This is a genomic window from Saccharothrix sp. NRRL B-16348 (assembly GCF_001280085.1).
Lineage (GTDB): Bacteria > Actinomycetota > Actinomycetes > Mycobacteriales > Pseudonocardiaceae > Actinosynnema.
Window position 1 is genome coordinate 458,506 of sequence record NZ_LGED01000001.1, and the last position, 20,749, is coordinate 479,254.

The 20,749-nt window shown below is 72.4% G+C and carries 23 protein-coding genes; 14 read left to right on the forward strand and 9 right to left on the reverse strand.

The window, feature by feature from the left end; genetic code table 11:
• Nucleotide 1: 1 nt before the first annotated feature.
• On the forward strand, nt 2-907 hold the full coding sequence (locus ADK67_RS02255) for a DUF4328 domain-containing protein (RefSeq protein WP_053714630.1): 906 nt from the start codon (nt 2-4) through the stop codon (nt 905-907).
• A gap of 294 nt (nt 908-1,201) precedes the next feature.
• Here ADK67_RS02255 and ADK67_RS02260 read toward each other — a convergent pair whose 3' ends face one another.
• Nucleotides 1,202-1,966, reverse strand: a complete 765-nt coding sequence (locus ADK67_RS02260; RefSeq protein WP_053714631.1) for an SDR family oxidoreductase — start codon at nt 1,964-1,966, stop codon at nt 1,202-1,204.
• Nucleotides 1,967-2,032: 66 nt separating this feature from the next.
• Between ADK67_RS02260 and ADK67_RS02265 the strand changes: the two genes are divergently transcribed.
• Both ADK67_RS02265 and ADK67_RS02270 read left to right on the forward strand, forming a co-directional pair.
• Nucleotides 2,033-2,914 carry a sigma-70 family RNA polymerase sigma factor gene (locus ADK67_RS02265; protein ID WP_231647970.1) on the forward strand — a complete coding sequence of 294 codons (882 nt, stop codon included), beginning with the start codon at nt 2,033-2,035 and terminating at the stop codon, nt 2,912-2,914.
• A gap of 129 nt (nt 2,915-3,043) precedes the next feature.
• Complete coding sequence (locus tag ADK67_RS02270; protein WP_053714632.1) at nt 3,044-4,060, forward strand: glycerophosphodiester phosphodiesterase; 1,017 nt, start codon at nt 3,044-3,046, stop codon at nt 4,058-4,060.
• On the opposite strand, the gene ADK67_RS02275 is transcribed toward ADK67_RS02270, so the two are convergent.
• Nucleotides 4,050-4,721: a hypothetical protein gene (locus ADK67_RS02275; protein WP_053714633.1), complete on the reverse strand. Its 672-nt coding sequence runs from the start codon at nt 4,719-4,721 to the stop codon at nt 4,050-4,052. The genes ADK67_RS02270 and ADK67_RS02275 overlap by 11 nt on opposite strands.
• Nucleotides 4,722-4,762: 41 nt before the next feature.
• Nucleotides 4,763-5,995, reverse strand: a complete 1,233-nt coding sequence (locus ADK67_RS02280; protein WP_053714634.1) for a cytochrome P450 — start codon at nt 5,993-5,995, stop codon at nt 4,763-4,765.
• Nucleotides 5,996-6,087: 92 nt separating this feature from the next.
• Here ADK67_RS02280 and ADK67_RS02285 point away from each other — a divergent pair, with 92 nt between their 5' ends.
• The 7 genes from ADK67_RS02285 (at nt 6,088) to ADK67_RS02315 (ending at nt 10,632) form a co-directional block, all read left to right on the forward strand.
• Nucleotides 6,088-6,795: a glycerophosphodiester phosphodiesterase gene (locus ADK67_RS02285; protein ID WP_082403138.1), complete on the forward strand. Its 708-nt coding sequence runs from the start codon at nt 6,088-6,090 to the stop codon at nt 6,793-6,795.
• Between the two features lie 17 nt (nt 6,796-6,812).
• Entirely contained in the window at nt 6,813-7,760 is a 948-nt protein-coding gene (locus ADK67_RS02290; RefSeq protein ID WP_053714636.1) for a DUF5926 family protein, read from the forward strand.
• A 61-nt stretch (nt 7,761-7,821) separates the two neighbouring features.
• Nucleotides 7,822-8,145, forward strand: a complete 324-nt coding sequence (locus ADK67_RS02295; protein WP_053714637.1) for a DUF952 domain-containing protein — start codon at nt 7,822-7,824, stop codon at nt 8,143-8,145.
• An 85-nt stretch (nt 8,146-8,230) separates the two neighbouring features.
• Nucleotides 8,231-8,752, forward strand: a complete 522-nt coding sequence (locus ADK67_RS02300) for a SigE family RNA polymerase sigma factor (RefSeq protein WP_053714638.1) — start codon at nt 8,231-8,233, stop codon at nt 8,750-8,752.
• Nucleotides 8,749-9,486, forward strand: coding sequence for a hypothetical protein (locus ADK67_RS50380; protein WP_053714639.1), 738 nt, complete (start codon nt 8,749-8,751; stop codon nt 9,484-9,486). The genes ADK67_RS02300 and ADK67_RS50380 overlap by 4 nt, the downstream gene beginning before the upstream one ends.
• Nucleotides 9,483-10,067, forward strand: coding sequence for a hypothetical protein (locus tag ADK67_RS02310; RefSeq protein ID WP_053714640.1), 585 nt, complete (start codon nt 9,483-9,485; stop codon nt 10,065-10,067). Before ADK67_RS50380 ends, ADK67_RS02310 begins: the two co-directional genes overlap by 4 nt.
• A 43-nt stretch (nt 10,068-10,110) precedes the next feature.
• Nucleotides 10,111-10,632, forward strand: coding sequence for a hypothetical protein (locus tag ADK67_RS02315; protein ID WP_053714641.1), 522 nt, complete (start codon nt 10,111-10,113; stop codon nt 10,630-10,632).
• A 63-nt stretch (nt 10,633-10,695) separates the two neighbouring features.
• On the opposite strand, the gene ADK67_RS02320 is transcribed toward ADK67_RS02315, so the two are convergent.
• Both ADK67_RS02320 and ADK67_RS02325 read right to left on the reverse strand, forming a co-directional pair.
• On the reverse strand, nt 10,696-11,256 hold the full coding sequence (locus tag ADK67_RS02320; RefSeq protein ID WP_053714642.1) for a ferritin: 561 nt from the start codon (nt 11,254-11,256) through the stop codon (nt 10,696-10,698).
• 106 nt (nt 11,257-11,362) lie between these two features.
• A complete protein-coding gene (locus ADK67_RS02325) occupies nt 11,363-12,610 on the reverse strand; it encodes an arginine deiminase (RefSeq protein WP_053714643.1) in 1,248 nt (415 codons plus the stop codon).
• 200 nt (nt 12,611-12,810) lie between these two features.
• On the opposite strand from ADK67_RS02325, the gene ADK67_RS02330 reads away from it, so the two are divergent.
• The gene (locus ADK67_RS02330; RefSeq protein ID WP_053714644.1) at nt 12,811-13,170 is read left to right on the forward strand and encodes a hypothetical protein; all 360 of its coding nucleotides are present in this window, start codon (nt 12,811-12,813) and stop codon (nt 13,168-13,170) included.
• A 1-nt stretch (nt 13,171) separates the two neighbouring features.
• Entirely contained in the window at nt 13,172-15,232 is a 2,061-nt protein-coding gene (locus ADK67_RS02335; protein WP_053714645.1) for a caspase, EACC1-associated type, read from the forward strand.
• A gap of 106 nt (nt 15,233-15,338) precedes the next feature.
• On the opposite strand, the gene ADK67_RS02340 is transcribed toward ADK67_RS02335, so the two are convergent.
• The 3 genes from ADK67_RS02340 to ADK67_RS02350 all read right to left on the reverse strand — a co-directional run bounded on the left by ADK67_RS02340 (nt 15,339) and on the right by ADK67_RS02350 (nt 18,192).
• Nucleotides 15,339-16,562 (reverse strand): alpha/beta hydrolase family protein, encoded by a 1,224-nt coding sequence (locus ADK67_RS02340; protein ID WP_053714646.1) that lies wholly within the window; start codon nt 16,560-16,562, stop codon nt 15,339-15,341.
• A gap of 97 nt (nt 16,563-16,659) precedes the next feature.
• Nucleotides 16,660-17,424 (reverse strand): CPBP family intramembrane glutamic endopeptidase, encoded by a 765-nt coding sequence (locus ADK67_RS02345; protein ID WP_053714647.1) that lies wholly within the window; start codon nt 17,422-17,424, stop codon nt 16,660-16,662.
• A gap of 9 nt (nt 17,425-17,433) precedes the next feature.
• On the reverse strand, nt 17,434-18,192 hold the full coding sequence (locus ADK67_RS02350; RefSeq protein WP_053714648.1) for a DUF2470 domain-containing protein: 759 nt from the start codon (nt 18,190-18,192) through the stop codon (nt 17,434-17,436).
• A gap of 223 nt (nt 18,193-18,415) precedes the next feature.
• Between ADK67_RS02350 and ADK67_RS02355 the strand changes: the two genes are divergently transcribed.
• Together ADK67_RS02355 and ADK67_RS02360 are read left to right on the forward strand one after the other, a co-directional pair.
• The gene (locus tag ADK67_RS02355) at nt 18,416-18,889 is read left to right on the forward strand and encodes a hypothetical protein (RefSeq protein WP_231647971.1); all 474 of its coding nucleotides are present in this window, start codon (nt 18,416-18,418) and stop codon (nt 18,887-18,889) included.
• A 60-nt stretch (nt 18,890-18,949) separates the two neighbouring features.
• Nucleotides 18,950-19,414 (forward strand): hypothetical protein, encoded by a 465-nt coding sequence (locus tag ADK67_RS02360; protein WP_157619848.1) that lies wholly within the window; start codon nt 18,950-18,952, stop codon nt 19,412-19,414.
• Nucleotides 19,415-19,418: 4 nt separating this feature from the next.
• Here ADK67_RS02360 and ADK67_RS02365 read toward each other — a convergent pair whose 3' ends face one another.
• Entirely contained in the window at nt 19,419-20,609 is a 1,191-nt protein-coding gene (locus tag ADK67_RS02365; RefSeq protein WP_053714703.1) for a VWA domain-containing protein, read from the reverse strand.
• Between the last annotated feature and the right edge of the window lie 140 nt (nt 20,610-20,749).

Sequence of the window (20,749 nt, forward strand, 5' to 3'; positions counted from 1 at the left end):
CATGGCGCTGCGACCGCTGCGCGTGGACTGGGTGGCGAGCCCGCCACCCGGCGCCTACCCGCACCGTCGCCAGGGCGCGCCGCGCCGCGGCTACACCGGCCCGCCGTCCTACCCGGTCCCGCCGCGCTGGGGTTTCCCGCTGCTGGCGTGGCGCTGGCCCACGTCCGTGGCCACCGACGACGACCGGCCCGCCGACACCGTCGACCAGGCGCAGCGGCTGGCGCGCACGGCGTCCCACGCCCTCGGCCTGGCCGCGCTGACGGCGGTGTGGGCGGCGGGCAGCGAGATCTGGCGTTACGTGTTGTTGCTGCTCAGCCGGTACGGCGCGATGTCGGAGACCACGGTGGGCGTGTCGGACGCCATGGTCGTGGCGTCGTCGGTGGTGACGATCGTGGCGTCCGCGCTCGCCCTGGTCTTCACCCTGCTGTGGCTGCGCCGTGCCCGCAACGCCGCCGCCGCGGAGGCGGGCTACGGCCCGTCGAGGTCGGACCGGGAGGTGCTGCTCGGCCTGGTCGTCCCGGGCGTGAACCTGGTGGTGCCGGGTTCCGTGCTGGCCGAGCTGGAGCACGCCGCCCTGCGCGAGCCGGCCACGAACCGCCCGGCGCCGTCCAAGCTGATCCGCTGGTGGTGGGGGCTGTGGGCGTTCACGGGCGTGTTCGTCGCGTTCACCGTGGTGTGGGGATTCCGCTCCAGCGTGCAGGCCATGGCGGACGGCGTCCTGTTCCACGCGGTCGCGGACCTGCTGGCCGCCGCCGTGGCGATCCTGACCGCGGTGGTCGTCCGCCGCGTCACCACCCTGCTGCTGCCGGTGGACGCCGGCTCCATCCGCCGCATGCGGGTCGTGGACGTCAAGGACGCCCCGACCCCGGTCCTGCGCGCCGTCCGCTCCTCCGGCTCACCTCGCTGACCGCGTTCCAGGCGTCGGGCACCCACCGGGCTTGAACGACCCGGTGGCACGTGCGCTGTTGGGGCGCGTCGGGCTTCCGGACGTCCTGGCTGCCCGGGTTCGCCGGGAGCGGTATCCCGGACGACGCGGACGCCGTGCTCGAAGCTGTGCCGGGAGCCGTCGTGGCGTTCCTTGCCGCCCATCCAGGGCCACGGCCCGGGTCACCGCACGGGCCGACGCGCTACAGGTGATCGGTGGTGCCAGGCTGCCGCGCGACCGGTGGTGTGAACCGGGCTCGGTGGCGGACTGGCCGGGTCATCGGGTCGCCGGCACGCGTTCGGCCAGGAAGTCCTCCCAGGTCCGCATGCCCTTCGTAGCGCCGTCGCCCGACAGGTTCTCGCCGGCGCGGTAGGCGCGGCCGGCTTTGCCGGGCATCCGGACGGGCAGCGTCGGGCGGCGCTTGTCGTGTGCCGCCAGGTAGCCGCGGACCAGGTCGCGCAGCCCGTAGACGGTCGGGCCGGCCAGGTCGGGCACCAGGCCCGCCGGTGCGCCGAGCGTCAGCTCCGCCAGGCGTTCGGCCACGTCACGGGCGTCGACCGGTTCGAACCGCAGACCGCCGGGGATCGGGACGACCGGCAGCTTCGCCATCTTCCCGACCACGGTCAGGACCAGGTCGTGGAACTGGGCGGCACGCAGGATCGTCCACGGCAGGCCCGAGTCGGCCACCGCGCGTTCCGCGCCGAGCTTCGCCCTGAACCACGCCAGCGGCACGCGGTCCGCGCCGATCGCCGAGATGTGGACGATGTGCCGCACGCCGCCCGCACGGGTCGCCGCGCGCACCAGCCGATCGGTCGCCTCGGCGTCACCCTTCGGACCGCCCGCCAGGTGCAGGACGATCTCGGCGCCGTCGACCGCGGCCTCGACGCCTTCTCCGGTGAGCAGGTCGCCGGTCACGTGCTCCACGCCGTCGACCGGCCCGTGGCCGCGCCTGCTGAGCACGCGCACCCGGTGCCCGTCCAGCAGCGGCACGAGCAGGCGTCCGAGGGTGCCGGTACCGCCGGTGACCAGGATGGATGTCATTGTTCCTCCGAACATCGTCTGATGGGTCCACTGCTACGACCCGCGACGCGGAAGGAACGTGACACGGTGGACGACCGCGCTCTGCTGACCGACCGTTTCGAGCGGCACCGGCCGCGCCTGCGGGCGGTGGCGTACCGGATGCTCGGCTCGGTGGCCGAGGCCGACGACGCCGTGCAGGACGCCTGGCTGCGGCTCGACCGGGCCGACACCAGCGAGGTGGAGAACCTCGGCGCGTGGCTGACCACGGTCGTCGCCCGCCTCTGCCTGAACGTCCTGCGGTCCCGCGAGACGCGGCGCGAGGACTCGTTCGACGTCCACGTGCCCGACCCGGTCATCAGCTACGACGACGGCACCGACCCCGAGTACGAGGCGGTGCTCGCCGAGTCGGTCGGCTTGGCGCTGCTGGTCGTCCTCGACACCCTCACGCCCGCCGAACGCCTCGCGTTCGTGCTGCACGACATGTTCGCCGTGCCGTTCGACGAGATCGCCGCCGTGATCGAGAAGTCGACGGCCGCGACCCGCCAACTCGCCAGCCGCGCCCGCCGCCGCGTGCAGGGCCGGGTCCCGACCCCGGACGCCGACCTGACCCGGCAGCGCGAGGTGGTGGACGCCTTCTTCGCCGCCGCCCGCGACGGCGACCTCGACGCGCTGGTCGCCGTGCTCGACCCGGACGTCGTGCTCCGCTCCGACGCCGGCACGGGCTCGCGCTTCACCGTCACCCTCTCCGGGGCCCGCACGGTGGCCGGCCGGGCCGTCACCTTCGGCCAGTTGTCCCCGTTCGCCCGCCCGGCGCTGGTCAACGGCGCGGCGGGGGTCGTCGTCGTGGCCGACGGCCGGCCGTTGTCGGTCATGGGGTTCATCGTCGCGGGCGGCCGGATCGTCGCCATCGACGTCCTGGCCGACTCCGCACGCCTGCCCGCGCTCGTGGACGTGCGGGCCGATCGGTGAGGTCATTGTCCATTGTGGATGGATAGTGCGGGGGAGCCGGACGCCGCAACGCTCGCGTTCCCCGCTGTTCAGGGGTAGTTCTTCCGCCGGCACTTGGGTTGCCGACCGGCCGCGTGCCACCGTGACCCCATGCGGGTACTTGCGGCGGCACTGGTCCTCACCCTGCTGACCTCCGGCGTGGCGAACGCGGACAGCGGGAAGAAGTTCGACCTCCAAGCCCACCGGGGCGGGATCGGGTTGACGGTCGAGAGCACGTTGGCGGCGTTCGGCAAGGCGCTCGAACTGGGTGTCACGACGCTCGAACTGGACGTGCAGATCACCAAGGACGGCCGGGAGGTCGTCACCCACGACCGCAGGACGAACCCGAACAAGTGCGTCGACACCGCACCCGCGTTCCCCGGCGACCCGGCCTTCCCGTACGCGGGCAAGTACGTGAAGGACCTGACGTTCGCGCAGGTCCGCACGCTGGACTGCGGTTCGCGGCGGTGGGCGCAGTACCCGGACCAGGAGCTGTCGCCGGGCGCGCGGATGCCGACGCTGGCCGAGGTCTTCGCGCTGGCCCGCCGCTACCGCGCGTTCAGCGTGAAGTTCAACATCGAGACCAAGGTCGAAGCCGCCGCGCCGCACGAGACCGCGCCGCGCGAGCAGTTCGTCGAGGTCACGGCCCGTGAGATCCGCAAGTCCGGCTTCTACCGCAACGTCACGATCCAGTCGTTCGACTGGGGCACGCTGATGCTGTGGCGCCAGGCCGAGCCGCGCCTCCCGCTGGTCGCCCTGACCCAGCCCGAGTTCCTGCGCCCCGGCTCGCCGTGGACGGGTGGCCTGGACCTGGCCGACTTCGGCGGCAGCGTCGTCAAGGCGGTGCAGAGCTTCGGCGCGTCCGCGCTCTCCCCGGTGCACGGCAACCCGCAGAACGGCGAGGTCGGCGACCCGAACTACGTCCCGTTCACCACGAAAGCCCTGGTCGACGAGGCGCACGCGCACGGCCTGAAGGTCGTCCCGTGGACGATCAACGACCCGGCCACCATGCACAAGCTGATCGACGACGGCGTGGACGGCATCATCACCGACTACCCGGACCGACTGCGCACCGTGATGGCCGAACGCGGCTTCAAGCTGCCGAAGAAGCACACGCTCAAGCGGTGACGGCCCACCGGCGCCGGTGGAAGATCGGGTCGTGGCCGTAGACGTCGAGCGCCACGTCGGGCTCGGTGAACACGGTCCGCAAGCCGGTCAGGTGCGCGTGCCCGTGGCGGTGGACGTCCCGGTCCGCCGCGACGAGCTCGCCGGCCTCGGTGAGCACGTCGCCGAGCCGGTGCAGCGACCGGCCCGTGCTGGAGACGACGAGGGTCGACGCGTGCTCGGCGAGCGCGATCCGGTGCGGCCCGGTCCACTCCCACCTGCGCCACACCTCGTCCGCGCGGGCCGGCGGGGTGGTGAACCGGCCGGGTCGTGCCGTCGACCGCCGCAGCGCCCGCCGCACCGCCGGCCAGACCGACGGCCGCAGCCCCACGTCGCGGCGCACCACGAGCAGGTCGACGGGCCGGGCGTGGCCCATCCGCCACAGCTCCTCGACCGGCACGTTGTCCCGCGCCGGGACGAACAGCGCGCTGTGCCGACTGGTCGCCGCCAGCCGCACCAACGCACCCAACCGCAGCAGGTCGGCCCGTGACCCGGTGACCGCCGCCACGCCGACGACCGGCTCAGGTGGCCGCACCCAGAGGTTCCGCAGCCGTGCGGCGGGCACGAGGACGCGGTGCAGCGGCGCGTGCCGCACCACGGGGTGCGCGATCACCGACAGCCGCATCGGCCCAGCGTGGCGGCCGGTGTGCCGCGCCGTCCACCGGATTACGCGGACGTGAGCGGCAGGTCGTGGAGGCCCCGGATGACGAACTCGGCGCGCCGGCGCGGTTCGGCGGCCAGGGTCGCGTTCGGCAGCTTGCGGGCCAGGGAGGACAGCGCGGCCTGGACCTCGACGCGGGCCAGGGGCGCGCCCAGGCAGTAGTGGATGCCCATGCCGAAGCCCAGGTGCGGGTTCGGGTTGCGGGTGATGTCGAACGTGTCCGGGTCGGTGAAGACCTCGGGGTCGCGGGCCGCGGCGCCCAGCAGCGCGGCGATCTTCTGCCCCGGCTCGACCCGGTACCCGGCGATGGTGACGGGCTCGGTGGCGGTGCGTTCGAACAGCTGCAGCGGCGAGTCGTAGCGGATCAGCTCCTCCACCGCCGTGGGCAGCAGAGCGTGGTCGTTCACCAGGCGACGCCACTCGTGCGGGTGATTCATCAGCGCTTGGACGCCGTTGCCGATGACGTTGACCGTGGCCTCGTGGCCGGCCATGAGCAGCAGCACGGCGGTCGCGACCAGTTCGTCCTCGGTCAGCTTCGCGCCGTCGGTGTCGGTGACGGCCACCAGGTCGGACACCAGGTCGTCCCCGGGCGACGTGCGGCGCAGCGCGATCAGGTCCCGCAGGTAGGCGACGAACTCCTCGGCCGCGTGCTCGGCCGCCGCCTGCTTGTCCTCGGCCAGGTCGTACTCGTACATCTTCACGATGGCGTTCGACCACGGCTGCAGCAGCGCCCGGTCGCCCGCGGGCACGCCCAGCAGTTCGGCGATCACCTCGACCGGCAGCGGCGCGGCCACGTGGGACAGCAGGTCGGCCTGCCCCTCCGAGGACACCTTGGCCACCAGCTCGTCCACCAGGCGGTCGGCCAGCTCGGCGATCCACGGCCGCAGCCGCTCGACGTGGCCGCGGCCGAACGCGGCGGCCACCAGCCTGCGCAGCCTGCCGTGCGTGGGCGGCTCGTTCTCCAGCAGCGAGTTGCGGTGCAGGAGGTTGAACGACGCGAACCGGTCGACGGGCTTGGCGTCGGTCCAGATCCGGCCGAGCGACCGGTGCTTGAGCACGGCCGACGCCGCCGCGTGCGACACCGCCACCGCGACGCCCATGTCCTCGTGCCAGTGCACCCCGCCCTGCGCTCGCATCGCGGCGAACACGGGGTACGGATCCGCGATGAAGGCCGGGTCGTGCTGGTCGAAGGATGCCACGGTGACGGACGGTAGGTCTTGAGCGTGGCTCGCGTCCATCCGAGTGTGGTTGTTGTGGCAAACATTGAGCGAGCTGTGACATCGCGTAGTCGGGTTGACCCGGTGCGTGCCCCACCAGGAGCATCCCTGACGTGTCGCCTGAAGTCGTCGCCCACCGGGGCGCGTCCACCCTCCGCCCCGAGCACACCCTCGCCGCCTACGAACTGGCCCTGCGGCAGGGCGCCGATGGACTGGAGTGCGACGTGCGGCTCACCAAGGACGGGCACCTCGTGTGCGTCCACGACCGCACGATCGACCGCACCAGCGGCGGCGCCGGGACGGTCAGCGCGATGACGCTCGACGAGCTGCGCCGCCACGACTTCGGCAGCTGGCACGGCGGCGAGCCCGCCGAGGTGTTGACCCTGGACGCGCTGCTCGGCCTCGCCGCCGACCACGGCAAGCGGCTGTTCGTCGAGACCAAGCACCCCGTCCGGTACGCGGGGCTGGTCGAGCGCAGGCTCGCCGAGGAACTCGGCCGCCACCGGGTGGACGCGGTGATGATGTCGTTCTCCGTGCTCGCCGTGCACCGGTTCAAGAAGCTCAAGCCCGACGTGCCGACCGTGCTGCTCTACGACCGGCTGTGGCCGAAGGTCAAACCCCACTTCGCCGACTACGCCGGACCGGGCGTTCACCTGCTCAGACGTCACCCGGACCGGGGACAGGGCGTCTACGCGTGGACGGTGGACGACCCGGCCGACATCGCGTTGTGCCAGGAGCGCGGCGTCCGGTTCCTCGCCACCAACAACCCGGAGGAGACACGCGAGCACCTTGCGGATAACTTGACGCCCGACCAGCCCTGAGACCGAGGAGGCGCGCGGTGGCGAAGCGGACGGCCGTGAAGAACAAGCCGGCGGACGGCGTCAACCCGCGGCAGCCGTGCCCGTGCGGCTCCGGCAAGCGCTACAAGGCGTGCCACGGCTCGGCGGGCGGCGCGGCGGACGTGATCGTCTCGCGCCCGTTCGAGGGCCTGACCGCCGAGGCGGAGCTGATCGCGCTGCGCGAGTTCGTGCCCTCGGCGACGGTGAAGCTGCCCCTCAAGGACGACTCCGGCCGCGAGGTCGTGCTGGCGACCGTGCTGCCGATGGCGGCGGCGGGCCTGGTCCGCTCGGACGGCACCGCGTTCGTCGGCCTCCAGGTGCAGACCCGGTCCGGCGACCTCAGCCGCGACCTGGCCCGTGCCGTGCGGTGGGCGCAGACCGCCAAGACCGGTGACGCCCTCGCGGTCGTCGGCCCGGACGACGGCTCGAACCCCGGCCGCCTGCAGGACCTGCTGGACGTCGGGGCGACGCTGAGCCCCGAGCTGCACGCCGACTTCTCGTGGTGGCTGCCGCCGGACAACGAGCCCGCCGGCGAGGTCGCCCTGTCCCTGGAGCGCGCCAACGCCGCGATCCTGCCCACCGAGCGCCTCGACGCGCCCGGCGTGGCGGCCGCCTACTGGGTGGACGCGGGCGACAAGGCGCACCTGCGCTGGGTCCGCCCGGAGCCGGAGGAGACGCTGCTGGCGGCGCTCGCCCGGCTGTCCGTGCGCGGTGAGCTGGACCTGGGCGAGGGCTCCCGGTACGCCGGGTCGTTCCGCGCGCACGGCCTGCTGGTCCCGGTGTGGGACCTGGACCGCGAGCTGCACTCCAGCGAGTGGGCGCCGGGCGCGGAGGCGTTGGGCAAGCGTTTGCAGGACGCCCTGACCAGCTTCGACGCCGAACCGCTCACCGAGCAGGAACGTCGTGCGCGTGACGGTCTGCGCGGACGGCAGATCACCCTGCGCTGAACCTGTCCACAGGTATCCCCAGCTTTGTCCACAGGTTCCTGTGGACAAGTGAGGAGGCGGAGTGATCCTGCGGATCAGCCCGAAGTCGGACTGGCGGCGTGCCCGCGAGGACGGTGCGATCCCGCTCGACCTCGACGGTTTCGTGCACTGCTCGGATCCCGGCACGGTGCACCTGCCGGCCAACCGCCTGTACCCGAACCGGCACGACCTCGTGCTGCTGGTGATCGACCCCGAGGGCCTGCCCGTGCTGTGGGAGCCGGGCGAGACCGAGGACGGCCCGTGGTTCCCGCACGTCTACGGGCCCATCCCGGCCGACTCGGTGGTGGCCGTGCACGAGTTCACGCCGGACGCCGACGGCGCCTTCCGGCCGTTGCCCGTTTTGTGACCTTGGTCTGAGGCAACCGACCACCCCCTTCGAGCGTGTCCTCTCCGACGGTGGCTGAGGGGCCACCGCCGGAGGGGGTTTCGAGGTGACCGCGGTCTTGCCGGGGGAAAGAGCCACCGATCGTGGTGGGGGGACGACGGCGGACTTCGCCGACTTCGTGCGGATGTCGCTGCCGGGGCTGCTGCGCTACGGGCACGCCTTGACCGGCAACCCGCACGACGCGGGCGACCTGGTGCAGTCCGTGCTGGAGAAGGTCGGCGCGCGGTGGGCGGCGGTGCTGCGCAAGGGCGAACCCTTGGCGTACGTGCGGCGGTCCATGGCGAACGCCAACACCAGCCGGTGGCGTCGTCGGCGGCGTGAGGACCTGGTGGCGGAGTTCCCCGACGCGGTCGCCGCGGCCGGGCACGACCGCCTGGAGCACGAGCCGCTGTGGCAGGCGTTGCGGTCGCTGCCGCCGCGTCAGCGCGCCGTGGTGGTGCTGCGCTTCTACGACGGTCTGTCCGAGGCCGAGATCGCCCGCGCGCTCGGCGTGTCCGCGGGCACGGTCAAGAGCCAGAACAGCAAGGCGATGGCGACCTTGCGCGCACGACTGGGGGACTCGGGGTGAACATCGAGGAGGAACTGGGCCGGCTGCTGCACGACGACCGGCTGGAGGTGCGGGCGAGGCCGGACGCGACCGAGCTGGTCGTGGCGGGCGCGCGCCGGGTGCGGCGCAGGCGGACCGCGGTGGTGGGCGCGGTCACGGCGGTCGCGCTGGTGGCGAGCGGGTGGGGCGTGTCGACGTTGGGCGGCTCGTTGAGCCTGCCTCCCGTTGACCCGGCCGTGCTGCCGACCACCACCACCACGACCAGCACGACGGCGGCGGCCGGGGGGACGACCGTGGCGCCGCCGCACACCGTGGTGGAGACGGTCACGGTGGTGGTGACCCAGGGGCCGACGCGGCCGAACGTGGGGTACGGCTCGGTGAAGTTCGGCATGACCGAGCAGGAGGTGGCGGCCACCGGCCTGGTCACCGCGGCGGCCGGTGGCGAGTGCGCCGCGTTCACCTGGAAGGGCGACCCCGGAACGGTGAACGCCGTGCTCGTGGCGCGTGGCCAGGGGGTCGTGCGCATCAAGTTGCCGGCGGACGGCAAGACGTCGGCGGGGGTCGGCGTCGGTTCGACGCTGGAGCGGGTGCGGGCGGAGTACCCGGCGGGGGAACTGGCCGGGAGCTCCTACCAGGTGCTCATGACCGGTGACGTCGGCTGGATGTACGTGTTCGTGCTGGACGCGGAACGGGTTGTCGAGATTCGGATGCAGCGGCTCACCGCCGACTGCGCACAACAGGGGGCACAGCGATGAAGGTCATGGGTGTGGTGCTGGTGGTCGCGGGGTTGGCGCTGGTGGGGTGCACGGGGGAGCCGGACGCGTCGATCGGATCGGCGTCGTCGTCCGCGACGACCACGACCACGGCGCCGTCGAGCACCTCGTCCGTCGCGCCGAGCACCGTCACGGTGCAGTCGACGGTGACGAGCACGGTGCACGAGACCGTGGTGTTGGACACGACGCCGGTCCTCAGCCACACCGGGTTCGGCGCGATCGAGCTGGGGATGACGCGTGAGCAACTGGTGACGACCGGCCTGGTCGGGGAGCCGGTGTTGCGGATGAGCGCCCAGTGCGACATGTACGAGTTCAAGTCCGGCGGCGGCGCCGCGTGGATCCAGGACGGCAAGGGACTCATGGCGATCATGGTGAAGTCCGGCGCCCGCACCGCCGAAGGTCTGCCGGTCGACATCAGCCCCGTCGACCCGAGGCTCGCGCGAACCTACCCGAGTGGCGAGGCGGGGCCGAACGGCTTCAGCGTGTGGGTGAACGACGACGTGTTCTACTTCATGAGCGGCAGCACCTCGCTCGCCCGCCGGGGTCAGGCCTGCTTCAACTGACCGCCCGCCGGCAGCGGGGGTGGATCGGCCGAGGAGGGCGAGGATGAAGCGGCTCGTGTTCGCGGCGCTGGTCGTCATGGCGGCGATCCTGCTGCTGACCGCCTGCGAGTCCTCCGCGCCGCAGGTCGTGCCACCTGTCACGAACGTCAGCGGGACGCCCGGGGTGGGTGACGCGGCCGTGCTCGACTCCCGCGGCCTCGGCGCGGTGCGGCTGGGGATGTCGTCGGACCAGCTCGAAGCCACCGGCGAGGTCGGCGCCGACGTGACCACGCCGCAGTTCTCCTGCACGGTCCGCGAGTTGAAGGCCGCGAAGGGCTGGGTCGGTCTCCAGGACGGCGTCGCGGTGGAGATCCGGGTCGACGAAGGCGCCCGCACGCCCGAGGGCCTGCGCATCGGCGACTCGCGGGCGCGCATGCACGAGGTCTACCCCGACGTGGAGCAGTACCCGCACGGCTTCATCCGGCCGCTGGACGCCGAGACCGGGTACAAGTTCTTCTTCGAGAACGCGGGCGACACGCTCACCGGCATGGGCCTGGTCCGGGCCGACCGGGGCTGCCTGACCTGAGCCCGCCGCGACGCCCGCCACCGCACAGGTGACGGGCGTCGTTCGCTGTCGACGGGTCGGGCCCTACAGGGCGCCACCGGCGGCGCGGGGCGTGCCGTTGTCGGCTTCCTCGCCCACGCTCTCGCGGGTCAGGAAGGTCTCCACGTGGAACAGGTTGCCGTCGGCGCGGTCGATCACGGTGAGCAGCGTGCTCATCGACGCGACCTCCTCCACCTGCTCCTTCAGGAACCACTGGAGGAACTGCTCGCCGATGTAGTCGCCCTCGTCGCGGGCGGTCTTGGCGAGCGTGACGATCTGGTCGGTGACCTTCTTCTCCTGCTCCAGCGCGAGCGCGACCGGCTCGCGCGGTGCGGTGAAGTCGTTGCGCACGTCGTCCACACCGGGAATGGCCACCGGCAGTCCGCTGTCCATCAGGTACTGCACGATCATCATCGCGTGGTTGCGCTCTTCCAACGACTGCTTGTAGAAGTGCGACGCGAGGCGCGGCAGGTCGTTGGCGTCGAACCAGACCGCGATGGCCACGTACTGCTGCGAGGCCGTGAACTCGTTGCGCACCTGCTCCTGAAGCAGGTCGTGGAACTTCGAGGAACGCGCGGCGGAAATCTTCTTCAAGTTGACAGCCATGCTCGCAGAATAACCGAAAGTGCGCTTTAATGCATTTCAGGTAAGCCTTACGAAGGTAAGGAAAGGGTTGCCGAAGAAAGCTTAGGCAACCCTTTCCGGGATCATTTCAGACCAGCGGTGCGCGGTCGATCGGGCACGACATGCAGCGCGGGCCGCCGCGGCCGGAACCCAGCTCGGAGCCGCTGATCCGGATCACCTCGACGCCCGCGTCCTCCAGCCGCGCGTTCGTCTCCACGTTCCGCTCGTAGGCGACCACCAAGCCCGGTCCGACGGCCAGGGTGTTGTTGCCGTCGTCCCACTGCTCGCGTTCCGCGGTGACCGGGTCGAGCCCGGTGTCGATGACGCGCAGCCTCTCGATGCCCATCGCGTCGGCCGCCGCCTCCAGGAACGGCCGCGCGTCCTCGACCACGACGCCGCCCGCGCCGTCGGACCGCACGGGGTAGGCGAACAGGTTGTCCCGCACCGCCGGGTACATCACCACGGCGTCCCGGTCGACCATCGTGCACACCGTGTCCAGGTGCATGGTGGCCCGCTCCTGTGTGATCGGCACCGCCAGCACGGTGTGCGCCAGGCCGTCGGCCAGCGCGGACCGGGCGAACGACTCCGCGCCCGCCGGCGTGGTCCGCTCGCCGACGCCGATCGCGAGCACGCCCGGCGCGAGCAGCAGCACGTCACCGCCCTCGACCGGCGCGGAGTGCGCCCCGTACGCACGGCCCGTGCGGCGGAACCGCGGGTGGTAGGCGTAGATCAGGTCGGTCAGCGCGGTCTCCCGGTCGCGCGCGGGCAGCGCCAGCGACGTGATCGCGACCCGGTCGCCCACCCACACCGACGAGTCGCGGGTGAACAGCAGGTTCGGCAGCGGGTCGACCGCGAAGTCGATCGGGTGGTGCATCTTGCGCACCAGCGACGCGCCCTCGGCGGCGGGCAGCTCCTCGAACGTCATGCCGGTCATCAGCGCGGCGGCCAGCTGGTCCGGGCCGATCGACGCGAGGTGCGAGCGCAGCGCGTCGGCCAGGTCGATGCCCAGCCGCCGTTCGTTGACCGCGCTGTGGATGCCCGCGATCCGGGCCCGGTCGTCGTGCAGCGCGTCGACCAGCAGGTCCGCCAGCAACAGCACCTCGACGCCGCGTCCGCGCAGCAGCTCGGCGAACGCGTCGTGCTCCTCCTGGGCCCGGTCGACCCACGGCACGCCGTCGAACAGCAGCTGGTCGTTGTTGCGCGGGGTGAGCCGCTTGAGCTCGGCGCCGGGACGGTGCAGCAGCACCGTGCGCAGGGGGCCGACTTCGCTGTCGACGCGGGGCGCCGCTGCCGGCTCGCCGTCGGTGGACGCGGTCTGGGCGATGTGCGCAGTCACGGATCGAGAGTAACCCGAGGTCGGTCGGATCAGCAGCTCTGAGTGGCCTGATCCAGCGAAACTCGATCGTATGACGGCCTCAGAACGGCGATTCGTTGCGCGATCTACGGGTCGGACTCCATGAACGTTGCTTCGTGACGTGGACTACCGGTCCGACGGTGTGGTTGCGGGATGATCGTGTTCTACCGGGGGAGGATTCAGTGGCCGACTTCCACTTGTTCGTCGACGCGCCGGGCCAAGCCGCCTCGGCGACGAACCAGTTGCTGCAAGAGCTGGTCAGGGGCGCGAGGGTCGACGCGCGGCCCGCGCCCGCCGCGTCGCCGGAGGGCTCCAAGAGCGGCGCGGGCGCGACCGTCGCCGAACTCGTGCTCAACGGCGCGCTGCCCGCCGCGGTGGCCGCCGCCGTCGCGTCCGTGGTCACGTCGTTCGTGCAGCGCGGCAGCGCCCGCAAGGTGACCATCAAGACCCGGGACGACGAGATCACCGTCGAGGGCGTGGACGCCCGCTCGCAGAAGGCCGTGCTGGAGGCGTGGCTGCGCGAGCACGAGGGCGAGGGGTGAGGTGGGTCGGCACGCGCTCCTGGTCGCGACCGGCGAGTACGAGGACGTGCGGCTGAGCCGGCTGCGCGCGCCGGAGCAGGACGTGGAACGGCTCGCCGCCGTGCTGGAGGACCCCGACGTCGGCGGGTTCACCACCGTCGAGGTGCTGCGGGACCGCGCCGACCACGAGATCCGGCGCGCGGTCGAGGACGTGCTCGCGCCGCGCGAGGCCGACGACCTGGTCCTGCTGTACTTCTCGTGCCACGGCCTGACCACGGCCGCGCGGCGGCTATACTTCGCCGCGTCGAACACCCTGCAGGACCGGCCCGCCGGCACCGCTATCCCGCGCTCGTTCCTCAACGAGCAGCTGGAGGACTGCCGGGCGTCCGGGCGGATCCTGCTGCTGGACTGCTGCTTCAGCGGCGCGTTCGTCGAGGGGTTCAAGGCCGGCGCGACGAGCGTGCTGGACGACGTGGGCGCCGGGTACGTGGTGATGACCGCGTCCAACGCCTACGAGTACGCGTTCGAGCAGGACTCGCTGTCCCTGGACGCGCCGCTCGCGTCGCTGTTCACCGACGTGCTGATCGAAGGCCTGGCCAGCGGCGCCGCCGACCTCGACGGCGACGGGTGGATCGATGTCGACGAGCTGTTCAAGTACGCGCAGGGCGAGGTGCGCGGCAGGCGCCCCGACCAGACGCCGCAGTACTTCGCGCACGGCTCGTCGCAGCCGCTGCGGATCGCCCGCGCCGGTGGCGCTTCCGGGCGTCGGCCGCGCGGCACGGCGTCGTACACGTCCGGGCAGCTGCTGGTGGCGCGTGGTTTTCGGGCCGCCGCCGAGCCGGTGTGCCGGACGTTGGGCCCGATGGGCAGGCGGGCCGTGGTGTTCGTCGACCGGCGGCCGGTCGAGCTGGCCGACGCGTCGGCGATCGCGGACGCGTTCCGGCCGGACGACCCGCGCGACTCGCTCGGCGCGGAGTACGTGCGCGACCTGGTGCGGGACGTGCGGCGGGAGGCCGGTGACGGCGCGGCGTCGGCGGTGGCCGTGGCGCGCGGCGCGATCGGCGGGCTGGTCGACGCGATGCGCGACGGGCACCACCCGGTGGCGCTGCTGCGCGGCGTCACGGCCGCCGCCGCCCGTGCGGCCGAGCTGATCACCTCGGCGTCACGGCCGCTGGAGCCGGCCGACCTGCCCGCGCTGGCCACCGCCGCCTCGGGCGACGAGGCGATCGGCGAGGTCGTCGGCGTCGTGGCCGCCACCACCAGGTGGCGCGGACCCGTCCTGGTGGAGGAGAGCACGCGGTTCAAGGTGGAGTTCGAGATCCGCCGCGGCCTGCGCCTCGACCGCGGGTACGCGTCCAGCGACTTCGTGACGGACACCGCCGGTCGCACGGCCGACTTGGACGACGCGTGGGTGCTGCTGGCCGCCGGCCGGCTGACCGACGTCGACCGGCTCACGGACGGCCTGGCCCTCGGCGAACGCCCGCTGCTGGTGGTGTGCGAGGTGCTGCCGCACGCGGAACTCGCCCGGCTGCTGAGGATGGGCGAGACGCGCGACGTGGTCGCGGTGACCGCCGACCTCGACGCGGTGGAACGGCTCCAGGCCGTGGTCGGCGGCGCGATCCACTACCCGTACCGGGGCAACGACCCGACGTTGAAGTCGTCGCTGGGCCGCGCGGCGAAGGCCGTGGTGACCGAACGGGACACGGTGGTGCTGGCCCCGCCCACGTCCACCGACGGCGACCCGGCCGCTCTCATCCGGGCCCCCGCCGGCGACGTGGACAAGGTGCGGCGCGCTGTGCGTGCCGTGGACAGCGCGTCACGCGACGGCGTGATCCGCGGTGGCGGTGTGGGCCTCGCCGAGCTGGGCGCCCTCCTCGCGCGGGACACCACCGGCACACCCGCGGAGACCGCCGGCCGGCACGCCTTCGCCGCGGCCTTGTCCGAACCGGCCCGCCGGATCGCCGAGAACGCCGCCCTGACCGTCGCCGACCTGGACCCGGCCCTGCTCGACTCGGCGGGCGTCGCCCGCACCGTCGTCACCGCCGCCGCCCACACCACCTCCCGCTTCCTCCTCATCCACTGACCCGCGCGTGTCCCACCTCCAGAACGCGCGTGTCCTACGTTCGCGTCGCGCGAGTCCTACGTTCAGAACGCGCGTGTCCTACGTTCGGAACGCGTGAATTCAACGCTCAGGCGATGAACCGCACGTCCGGGTGCTGCGGCGAGCCGCCCCCGAACAGCCCGCGGTCCCGCCCCTTCAGGTGCAGGTCGAAGTACCCGGCGAAGTACTCGTGCTGCGCGGTCAGCGACCGGGTCGCGTCGATCCCGCCCACCACTTCCCGCTGCTTCTCCGGCGTGATCACGGCGCCCAACTGCGGCACGGCGAACTGCAGGTCGGTGAAGCTGTAGTGCGTGCCCCGGTCGAAGTGCAGGTCCCGCTTCCACCCGCGCTGGTTCGCCCAGAACTCCGCCCACGTCGGGTCGAACGACGGCGTCACGTGCGAGTGCTCGACCACCCCGCCCGTCTCCGGGTCCACGAAATCCGCGCCCACCAGCATGAACGGCCGGTCCAGCCCGCGCGTCACGACCTCACCCGGCCGGTAGCCGTCACCGAAACCGTGGGACATGGCGCCGTCCACGTTCATCCCGGCGTCGATCCGCCGGTCGTGCACCATCGTCTCGCCCGCCGTGAACCCGCCGTACGAGTGGCCGAACATGCCGACCCGCGACAGGTCCAGCGCACGGCCCAGCCCACGCGGCAACGGGTCCCGCTCCGCGTCCGGGTTGTGCCCGCGCGCGATCGAACCCAGCTGGTCGAGCACGAACCGGGTGTCGGCCACCCGCGCGTCGAGCGCGGTCTTGAACTGCGTCGGGTCGTCCTGGTCGATCAACGGCGGCTCGACCCGCCCGCCGGGGAACTCGACCGCGAGCGACTCGTGCGTGTGCGACATCGAGACGACGACGTACCCGCGGCTCGCCAGGTCGTCGGCGAGGCCCGCGCTCAGCTCCCGCGCCGAGCCGAAACCGGGCGAGAACAGCACGACCGGCCACCGGCCGAGGACCGGCGCGCCCGTGCGGGCGTGGCGCCGGGTCGAACCCCAGTCGACCGCGCCGTTCGGGATGTCCAGCAGCCCCGCCTCCCGGTCGACGGCCGCCGCCACACCCGAGGTCATCCACGGCGCCCGCGCGCCGTCCGACCCGTGCGCGGGATAGGTGACGGTGACCATCACCTCCCGGTCCTCCGCGGGCCGCCACGGGTCCGGCCGACCGTCCACCAGGTGCAGTTCCGCGGTGCCGACGGCGTGCCGGCCGCTCAACGCGGGCATGGCGATCCGCAGGCCCGTGGCGGCGGCCGCGGGTGTCACCAAGCCGAGAGTCGCGATGGCCGCGACGGTGAGCGCTGTGATGCGCATCAGGTCCCCCCTCTGTCGGGTCACCTGATGCTGTCGGGCGGAACCGTCGCCGCGCGTCCGCCTCACGACTGACCGGGACGTACTCCCCGCGGACGACTCACGGCAGCCAGGACACGTGACCGCGCAGCACCGTGTAGCCGACGAACGCGACCACGTCGAGCAACGCGTGCGCCACCACCAGCACCCACAGCCGGTTCGTGCGCTGCCACACCTTGCCGAACACCAGGCCCATCACCACGTTGCCGACGAACCCGCCGAACCCCTGGTACAGGTGGTACGAGCCGCGCAGCACCGCGCTGGCCAGCAACGCCGTGTTCTCCCGCCACCCGAGCTGCCGCAGCCGGGTGATGAAGTACCCGACGACCAGCACCTCCTCCGCCCACGCGTTGCCCACCGCGGACAGCACCAGCACCACGCTGCGCCACCACGACGAGTCCAACGTGGACGGCAGCACGGCCAGGTTCAGCCCCAGGTTCCACGCGACCAGGTAGAAGACCAGCCCCGGGATGCCGATCACCGCGGCCAACCCGAGGCTGCCCAACGCGTCCGGCCCGACGCGCGCGCGGTCCAGGCCCAGCGCCTTCAGCTTGATGCCGCCCTGCCACAGCAGGTACAGCCCCAACCCGCCCCACGCGGCCAGCTGCACGACGCTCAGCAGCTGCGCGATCAGGTCCAGCAGGTCGAACCGCGCCTGCGGGACGTTGATCGCGACCTTCTGCTCGTTCAGCGGCACCGGTTGCAGCAGGCTGTCCAGCAGCCGCACCAGGCTGCGCGCCCCGGACAACCCGAGCGTCACGGCGAACACGAGCAGCAGTTCCAGCCGGTAGCCGCGGCGCGTCCGGGCGTCGAGGTCTTCGATCACCCGCGTACGTTAACGGCGTTGCGCCAGGAACGGGCAACCCATCAGGCGACGCAGTTCGACCGCCAACTCCTGCGCCGTGCCCACCGGCCGGGAGAACGCGATCCGCACGTCGTGGTCCTCGTCCACCATCTCCACCCGCAGCCGCAGGCCGAAGCGGTCCAAACCCAGCGGGCGGACGTGACCGCCCTTCAGGTCGTCCGGCAGGTGCTTGGCGAGCAGGCCGACCACGTCCCGGTGCGACAGCTCCAGGTGCCGCAGCCAGTGGTCCTCGTGCGCGGCGAACGGGTCCGGCTCCGCCTGCGCGAACAGGTCCGGCCGCAACGACGTGGTGCCCTCGGCGTCCGCCACCACCAGCGAGGCGGGCGACAACCGCAACGCCGACGCGCCGTGCCCGACGTCGAGCAGCCGCGGGTCCGGACGTGCCTCGGCGACCTCGATGCTCGCCTCGCGTGCCTCGTCGGGGGCCAGGGTGCGCAGCCAACCGGTGATCCACAGCAGGCCGCGGACCGGCTCGCGCAGCTGCACCGGCGCCTGGTCGGCCAGCTCCAGCATCGCCGTCACCTCGGTGCCCCGCGCGGCCACGACCAGCGGGTGCGCGTCGGGCAGCACGATCGTCGCGTCGCCGTTCGGGTGGACGTGGTGCAGCACCGGCGTGATCCGGTTCTCCGTGCCACCGGACGGCAGCAGCGCCGCGCGCCCACCACGGGCGGCGATCGTGCGGGCCCGCTCCGCCGGATGCGGCGCCGGCGGTCGACGTGTCTCGTTCACCCGCTCACCTCCCAACTTAGGGCAGCCTAACTTGATGGAGCCTCGCAGCGGTAGTCCCACGACCGGGCGTGTCGCCGAACCGGATCGTCCACGCAGGTTAGGGGGTCCACTATCGGGTTGACGACCGGGTGCGCGGAAGGGCCGGCCGGCGGAACGGTCCGGTTGGCCGATTCGGGCGGCCGCGCGTTCGGCGTAACCTGGGCACGCCTGGCGGAGGTGGCTCGTGGTCGTGCCGAACAAGCCGTCCACCCGGGGTGCGGCCCTCGATGACCGGTGGACCCGGTACTGCATGGAGATCGCCGGCCGGCGGGCGTTCGGCTGGGTCGTCGTCGGCGCGCTCGCGTTCGTGCTGCAACTCGCCCTGCTCTTCGTGTTCTCGGTGTCGTCCGCCCTGCCGCTCGTGCTGCTGCTGTTCTCCGTGCTCGTCCTCGGGTTCGGGCTGACGCGGCGGCAGTCGTTACCCGACGTCCTCGGCGACCACGCGTGGGTCTACGTGCGCGTCCACTGGCGCGGCGGGCTGCTCGTCGTCCACGGACCCCGGCCGCTCGTGCTCGACGTGAGCGCCGGACCCGTCGCCCGCGGGCGCATCAACCGGCACCGGCGGGCGTGGGTCGTCACACCCGACCGCGCCGGCAACACCGTGGTCACGTTCCGCGGCGTGCCGAAGCTGTTCCCCGCGAAGGTCGTCCGCCGCTGAGTTTGCTGATCATCTATTCGGTTACCCACAGGGCGGACTTCTGGTTTGCTGGGAGCGGTGGTGGGTGAGGCTTGGGTGGACAAGTGCCTGGCCGGCGCGGATCGACGCGCGGTCGGGTTCGTCGGGTTGGCGCTGTTCGCCCTGGTGACGCTGTGGGTCGTGTCGGAGTGGGTCGGGTCGCGCTGGGTGTTCGTGCTCACGCCGCTGTGCGTGGAGCTGGCCGTGCCCGGCCTGCGGCACTTCTTCTCACGGCGCGCCCTGCGCCGGCTGCTCGAGACCTACCCCCGGCACGCCGTGTCGGTGCACTTCGTGCCCGGACGCACCCGCGTCGGACGGCAGGCGTACCTGGAAACCGCGGGCTCCGACCGGACGTTCCTGCGGCTGGCCGAGATCCCCGAACGCGTCCGCGAGAACATCCGCCGCGGCGGCCGCGTGTGGCTGGCCGGACCCGACCCGCGCGGCCGGGCCGCCGTGCTGACCCGCGGCGCGCCGTTCATGACGCTCGGCCGCGTCGTCATCCGCTGAACCGCTAACGACCCACCGGGATGCCGCTCTGCTCGGCCCACGCGGCGACGTCCTCCCGGCGCAACGCCGTGGCCAGCAGGTCCGGGAACCGGTCCGGCGTGCAGGCGAACGCGGGCGCGCCCAGCTCGGACAACTTCGCGGCCAACTCGTGGTCGTACGCGGGCGTGCCGCTGTCGGACAACGCCAGCAGCACGACCACCGTCACCCCGCTCTGCACCAACTCCCGCACCCGCCGCTGCAACTCCCGCGCCACACCGCCCTCGTACAGGTCGCTGATCAGCACCATCACCGTGTCCGTCGGGCGGCGGACCAGCGACTGGCCGTAGGCGACGGCGCGGTTGATGTCCGTGCCGCCGCCCAGTTGGGTGGAGAACAGCAGGTCGACCGGGTCCTTGAGCTGCTCGGTCAGGTCCACCACCTCGGTGTCGAACACGACCAGCTTCGTGTCGACGGCCTTCAACGAGGCCAGCGAGGCGCCGAGCACGGCGGAGTACACGACCGACTCGGCCATCGAACCGGACTGGTCGACCAGCAGGATCACGTCCCGCAGCGAGGCCTGGCGGCTGCGCCTGCTGTGGCCGACCAGGTCCTGCACGATCACCGTGCGCTGGTCGGGTTGGTAGTGGCGCAGGTTCTTCCGGATCGTGCGATTCCAGTCCACATCGGACAGCCGGGGGCGGCTCGTGCGGCGGGACCGGTCGATCGCGCCGTGCACGGCGGCCAGGAGGCGGTCGGCGAGCTTGCGCTCGATGTCCTCGACGACCTTGCGCACGACGGCCCGTGCGGTCTCGCGGGTGCGTTCGGGGATGGCGCGGGAGAGCGAGACCAGCGTGCCGACCAGGCTCACGTCCGGCTCGACGCTCGACAGCAGCTCGGGTTCGAGGAGGAGTTGGCGCAGCCCCAACCGCTCCACCGCGTCCTTCTGCATCACCTGGACGACCGAGCTGGGGAAGTACGTGCGGACATCGCCCAACCACCGGTGGAGCACGGGCGACGACCCACCCAACCCGGCACTGCGCTTGCCACCGGCGTCCACCGCGTCCCCACCACCGCCGTACAACCCGGTCAACGCCAAACCCCGCCGCTGGTCGTCCTCCCCGAGCGCCCCAAGATCCCCGGCCGCCGCCCCCAACAACAACCGCCACCTGCGCTGCCGCTCAACCGCGATATCCTGCGTCACGCGAACACCTGCCATCCCGGCCACCCCAGGGCCCTCTGTCACACCATCGGGTGATCATCGCCCGAAAATGTACGGAAACACTGTTACCGCCCCTCGGTTAAAACCATGAGGAGTCCCGCCAACCACCACCCACGTCAACCCCCAACCCCCAACCC